This window comes from Cupriavidus sp. 8B (assembly GCF_054589115.1).
On the sequence record NZ_BAAILO010000266.1, the window covers coordinates 1 to 5,283 of the forward strand.

Annotated in this window: 5 protein-coding genes and 1 pseudogene; 2 read left to right on the forward strand and 4 right to left on the reverse strand. The window is 63.0% G+C overall.

From position 1 onward, the window contains the following. The first annotated feature begins 204 nt into the window (after positions 1-204). Complete coding sequence (locus ACYP5B_RS26170) at positions 205-1,329, forward strand: sterol desaturase family protein (RefSeq protein ID WP_459571644.1); 1,125 nt, start codon at positions 205-207, stop codon at positions 1,327-1,329. Between the two features lie 353 nt (positions 1,330-1,682). Next, on the forward strand, positions 1,683-2,147 hold the full coding sequence (locus ACYP5B_RS26175; protein ID WP_400096838.1) for a cupin domain-containing protein: 465 nt from the start codon (positions 1,683-1,685) through the stop codon (positions 2,145-2,147). Positions 2,148-2,352: 205 nt separating this feature from the next. On the opposite strand, the gene amrS is transcribed toward ACYP5B_RS26175, so the two are convergent. The 4 genes and pseudogenes from amrS to ACYP5B_RS26195 form a co-directional block, all read right to left on the reverse strand. Next, a complete protein-coding gene (amrS, locus tag ACYP5B_RS26180) occupies positions 2,353-3,429 on the reverse strand; it encodes an AmmeMemoRadiSam system radical SAM enzyme (RefSeq protein WP_459571645.1) in 1,077 nt (358 codons plus the stop codon). A gap of 192 nt (positions 3,430-3,621) precedes the next feature. Continuing rightward, a complete protein-coding gene (locus ACYP5B_RS26185; RefSeq protein ID WP_459571646.1) occupies positions 3,622-4,101 on the reverse strand; it encodes a YbhB/YbcL family Raf kinase inhibitor-like protein in 480 nt (159 codons plus the stop codon). 243 nt (positions 4,102-4,344) lie between these two features. Next, positions 4,345-4,914: an SRPBCC family protein gene (locus tag ACYP5B_RS26190; RefSeq protein WP_459571647.1), complete on the reverse strand. Its 570-nt coding sequence runs from the start codon at positions 4,912-4,914 to the stop codon at positions 4,345-4,347. A 165-nt stretch (positions 4,915-5,079) separates the two neighbouring features. Further along, positions 5,080-5,283 (reverse strand): annotated as a pseudogene (locus ACYP5B_RS26195) (PLP-dependent aminotransferase family protein); the annotation flags it as partial.

The window sequence follows — 5,283 nt, forward strand, 5'->3', positions numbered from 1 at the left end:
CCCACTCGAGGTGTTCGCTCGTATGCTCAAACAAGTTTCTCATCCCCCAACTTCAATTCACTGACGGGGTGTTGCACTTGGGACTTGAAACCGCCCGCCATAAAAAAGGACATTTTTTGCCATAATAACGACCGTTTCTGACCAGTCCCGGCAAGGGGCCGGTCAATCGTCTGTCGGTCGTAAGGCACTTTTTGTGAATGGCTCATGGAAGAACAAATCACCGTCTACGCGTTCCCGGTATTCCTGCTATTGATGCTGGCGGAGCTGGGCTACGGCCTGTTCGTCGGTCGCAATACCTATCGCCTGAATGATGCCCTCAGCAGCCTGAGTCAGGGCTTGCTAAGCCAGCTGGTGGCCAGTATCAGCCAGCTCTTCCAGATCGGCCTGTATATCTTGACGTGGCGCCGGGTGGCACTGTTTCCCCATGCCGGCCTGTGGGGCAGTGTCTGGGGCTGGCTGCTGGCGATCGTGATGTTCGATTTCTGCGACTACTGGCTACATCGGGTCGGGCATGAAAGTGCGGTGTTCTGGGCCGCCCATGCCGTGCATCACCAGAGCCAGGATTTCAATCTGTCCACCGCGCTGCGGCAGGAGAGTACCGTTGCCTTCCTGGGATGGCCGTTTTACTTGCCGATGGCGCTGGCTGGGGTTGCCCCGCAGCAGTTTGCGCTGGCCGGCCTCATTGTGCTGCTATACCAGTTCTGGATCCACACCGAGCACATCGGCAAGCTGGGCTGGTTTGACCGGGTGTTTTCCTCGCCGTCCAACCATCGTGTGCATCATGCGGTCAACGACCAGTACCTGGACAAGAACTACGGCGGGATGCTGATCATCTGGGACCGGCTGTTCGGCACTTTTGCCGAGGAGGAGGAGAAGCCGGTGTATGGTACCCGCAACCCGCTCAACAGCTGGAGTCCGCTATGGGCGGTGGCTTCCGGCTATGTGCCGCTGTGGCAGATGGCGCGTCGTGCGCCACGCTGGCAGGACAAGCTCAAGGTGTGGTTCAAGGCGCCGGGCTGGCTGCCGCCCGGCGTGAGCGATGATAGTGCGCCCTTTGACTTGCAGCGTGCAAGCCAGCGCTTCGATCCACCGCTAGTGGCCGGTGCCGTGCCAGTGGCCCTGCTGCAGTTCGCTCTGCTGATGGTGGCAGGTGCCGGCTATCTGTGGCAAAGCGATGCGCTGGGGAGCGGCCTGCGGTGGGGGCTGGCACTGTTGCTGATCGCCGGTCTGACTGGTCTGGGCGGCCTGCTGCAGGGGAGGATGCGACCACGCAGCCTGCTGGGGCTGGATGTGCTGCTGTTGCTGCTGGCCGGATTGCTGTTGCGCTGACTGGCACCCAGTCGCCAAGTGGCAAAGCGGCTGGGCAGGCCATGGCTCTGCTTCCATCTTCGGTACAGCACCGCAGGCTCTCACCTGCGTTCGTGCCCCCCCCCGGCCATCCCTCGTAACGATCCCTACTGGCTCGCCAACCCCGCCCGCCGTTTGCTCAAGCCAATGCGTCGGGAGCGCGCGTTCCATTTTTGAAATAGCGCAGCGATGCAGAGACCACCCGCAGGGTTTCCCCTAGTGCTATATGAACTGTTCGCCGGTGCGACAATTCGACGGCAACACAGGCGCGCCGGGCTGCTGTGGCGTTGCATAACACGCGCAGACAAAAAGACAAATCGAAAGGAGAAAAGACCATGCATCGCTATGCCTCGCTTGCAGCTATTCCGGCCGCGTTTGCTTGCGGCCTTTTTGCATCCCACCTGACCACGCCGGCAGGGGCTCAGACGCCGCCATCGACGATATCGGCCCAGATCATAGACCTGGCGGCCATGACCGATGCCGAAATCGGCGCACAGGTTCCGAACTTGGGGACTTTACGTACAAAGGGCCTAGTCGCGACGCCGTCTGGAACCATCGCGGTGCAAGCCGGCAACGTGCCCAAGCATACGCATATGGGCTCCGATGAAATCCAGTATGTCATCTCGGGAAGTGGCACGTTCTGGTTGGGGAACGAGCAGCGCCAAGTCCACGCCGGCGACCTGATCGTTATCCCAAAAGGCACGGTTCATGCTGGATCCGTACCGACCAGCGGCGAATTCAAGGTCCTCGCGATCAAGCTGCCGCCACAGGCTCCGGGCGACATCCAGCTGGTACCGTGAGGCGCAGAAAGGGACCGGACTGCATCGCGGCGACGATATGGAGGAATTGACCGTCCGACTTCGCGCCCAGGCTTTTTCTGGCCCATCCACTCGCTGGAAAGCATGCTGGCATAAATTCCTGTACGAGCGCCTGCGAAAGCACACGCAGCATTCGTGATTGCAGCATTCGTGATCACAGCGCGGTTGGAACCTTTTGCCGGAGGGTCTACATCTCGATGCGAATTGGAATTCGCCGGCGGCCGAACTGGCGGTCGAACTGTTCGAACCGCCCTGCAATCGTCGCGAAGCAGTCGGGACAGGTGCCTGCGTGAGTCAGGCGGTAATCTTCGATGTCATGCCAGTCGCGCACGATGAGCGGCGTGTGACACGCTGGGCAGTAGGTAGTGGCGCCGTCGGCGTCATGGACGTTACCGGTGTAGACGTATTGCAGTCCTTCCGCAAGCGCGATCTCGCGCGCACGGGCAAGCGTGGGGGACGGCGTCGGCGGCACATCGGTCATCTTGTAGTCGGGATGGAACGCCGTGAAATGCAGCGGTACGTCGCTGCCAAGTTCCTTCGCGATCCACTGCACCTCAGCGCGAATTTCGTCATTGCTGTCGTTCTTGCCGGGAATGAGCAGCGTTGTGACTTCGAGCCAAACATCGGTCTCATGCTTCAGATACTTGAGCGTCTCCAATACCGGCTGCAAGCGAGCCCCGGTGAGCTTGAAATAAAATTCGTCGGTGAAGGCCTTCAAGTCGACGTTCGCCGCATCCATCTTGGCGTAGAAGTCGCGCCGTGCTTGCGCACCCATGTAGCCGGCGGTCACCGCCACCGTCATGATGCCCCGCTTGTGGCAGGCGTCGGCCACGTCCATGGCGTATTCGGCGAAGATCACCGGGTCGTTATAGGTGAAGGCCACGCTTTTGCAGCCATAGGCCGCTGCCGCCTCGCCGATCGCTTCGGGCTTGGCCACGTCGGCGAGCGTCTCCATCTCGCGCGATTTACTGATGTCCCAGTTCTGACAAAACTTGCATGCCAGGTTGCAGCCCGCCGTGCCGAAGGACAGGACGCTGGTGCCAGGGTAGAAGTGGTTGAGCGGCTTCTTCTCGATCGGATCGATGCAGAAACCCGATGAGCGGCCATAGGCGGTAAGGATCATCTGATCACCGACCCGCTGGCGCACGAAGCAGGCGCCGCGCTGGTCGGCGTGCAGGCGACAGTTGCGCGGACACAGGTCGCACTGGATACGTCCATCATCCAGGAAATGCCAGTAACGGCCGGGGTAAAGAGCTTCCTTCATGGCAGTGACAGCGCTGACGGTTGGTCCAAAAAAAACTGGGCGCCGTGTCGGGTGGATCGCTAGGGTGTATCCAAAGCGACAAGCTCGCATTACGTAACTATCTATCGAACTGATCCAGTCTGCGCCCCAACCCACCCAAGATAAGCAGCTAGGGAAAGCTGCCCGGCGCGCCATATCCGGGCGCTGGCCCCGCTAGCGCCTGAGCTTCTTGTAGGTGCCGACCAGTTCCGCGTGCGCCAGCACATGCCCGTGCATGGCCCGCTCCAGCGCCGCCTTGTTGGGCTTGCCCAGGTCCGGCAGCACCACATCGAGCGCATAGAGCTTGTGGAAGTAGCGATGACGGCCGATTGGCGGGCAGGGCCCGCTGTAGCCGGTGCGATGCCAGTCGTTGTGGCCCTCGCGGGTGCCCGCCGGCAGGCTGGCCGGCGCCACGCCTTCGGCCAGAGCCCCCGGCCCGGGCGGAAGGTTGTACAGCACCCAGTGCACCCACGTCATGCTCGGCGCGGCCGGATCCGGCGCGTCGGGATCGTCGACGATTAGGGCCAGGCTACGCGTGCCGGGCGGCATGCCTGTCCATGCCAGCGGCGGCGACATATCGGCGCCTTCGCAGGTCAGCTTACCGGGAATCTCGCCGCCATGGGCGAACGCCGTGGAGGTCAGGGTGAGGGGCATGACTGTCCTCGTCTGAGCATGAAGTGCCGGTGCGAATACACCGGCCCACGTCAGCAGCAGCGAAAGAAAAACATCTGGCACAGCATCGTGCTCCGCCATCGTTGCGCCACACTTTCATGGCGCCGGCCTCGAATCCGCTTGTGATGCTGGCGCGGTACACGCGGCCGGGAGCCCGGCCGACCGTTCCAACTTAGTGCGGATTCGGGGGCGATGCAAGCGCGAGCGGCGCCTGCGGCCAGTGAACTATGACGGGAATCCGGGCCGCTTTGTGCCTGACGCAGGCGCCCCGCCCTCCAGCCGTGCTTTCAGCCGGTTGAGCGTCTCGGTGGATTCCGCCTCGATACGCCGGTGCAGCATCAGCTGGTTCAGCACGGCGAAGACCAGGGTGGGAGAGGTATAGCTGAAGTCGCGCTCAAAGCGCGTCCCCTGCCCCTGCGCGGTGAGCGTGTAGGCAATGGTGCCTGCCTTGCGGCCCTCGATCTCGCCTTCGATTACCCATGCGGCCGGGCGGCGGCGGTCTGTCACGGTCCAGATCACTACGCCGCCACCGCCCGCCACCAGAAAGGTTTCGGTGACGCGCTCGCCGGGGCCCAGCGGATGATCCGTGGCACCCCTGACGGCAAGCGACGAGGGATGCCATGCCGGCCAGTTGTCTGGGGTGGAGACGTAATCGAACACGACCGCTGGCGGGCGGGCGATCGTTATCTCGCTGTGGATGCGCGTGACGTCCTGCGAGGGTAGAGGGATAAACCATGCCACCGCGACGGCGGCCATCACCACCAGCACCCAGGACAGTGTGTTGCGTAACGTCATGGCAGCGGGGCAAATGGCGCGCCCCGGCGCGCATAGCGCGATACATCCAGTGTAGCGGCCTGGATGCGCGGCAGGGCCGCGGCCTGCCGCCCTGCCGCGGGCGCCCTGGTCGGCCCTCGCTGGCGCGGTCTCCGTATTGGGGTCTCTGGGCCCATGCCCTGCGCGTCAGCCGTCCAGGCACGCGCGCAACGTTCGTGCGAGACGGCCCGCTTCACCCGCATCGACGATGTTCGCGAAGCCCATCACGAGGCCGCGCGGCGTGCGCCGCATACGGCCATACGCGTACCAGATCGAAAGTGGCAGCACCCCAAGCCCCGCCTCGCGCGCACGCGAGGCGACGGCAACATCGTCGACCGGGCCATCGGGGCC

Excerpts from the sequence above, each read along its gene's own strand:
- ACYP5B_RS26170 (WP_459571644.1), top strand. The coding sequence starts at position 205 with ATGGAAGAACAAATCACCGTCTACGCGTTCCCGGTATTCCTGCTATTG.
- ACYP5B_RS26175 (WP_400096838.1), top strand. The coding sequence starts at position 1,683 with ATGCATCGCTATGCCTCGCTTGCAGCTATTCCGGCCGCGTTTGCTTGC.
- amrS (WP_459571645.1), bottom strand. The coding sequence starts at position 3,429 with ATGAAGGAAGCTCTTTACCCCGGCCGTTACTGGCATTTCCTGGATGAT.
- ACYP5B_RS26185 (WP_459571646.1), bottom strand. The coding sequence starts at position 4,101 with ATGCCCCTCACCCTGACCTCCACGGCGTTCGCCCATGGCGGCGAGATT.
- ACYP5B_RS26190 (WP_459571647.1), bottom strand. The coding sequence starts at position 4,914 with ATGACGTTACGCAACACACTGTCCTGGGTGCTGGTGGTGATGGCCGCC.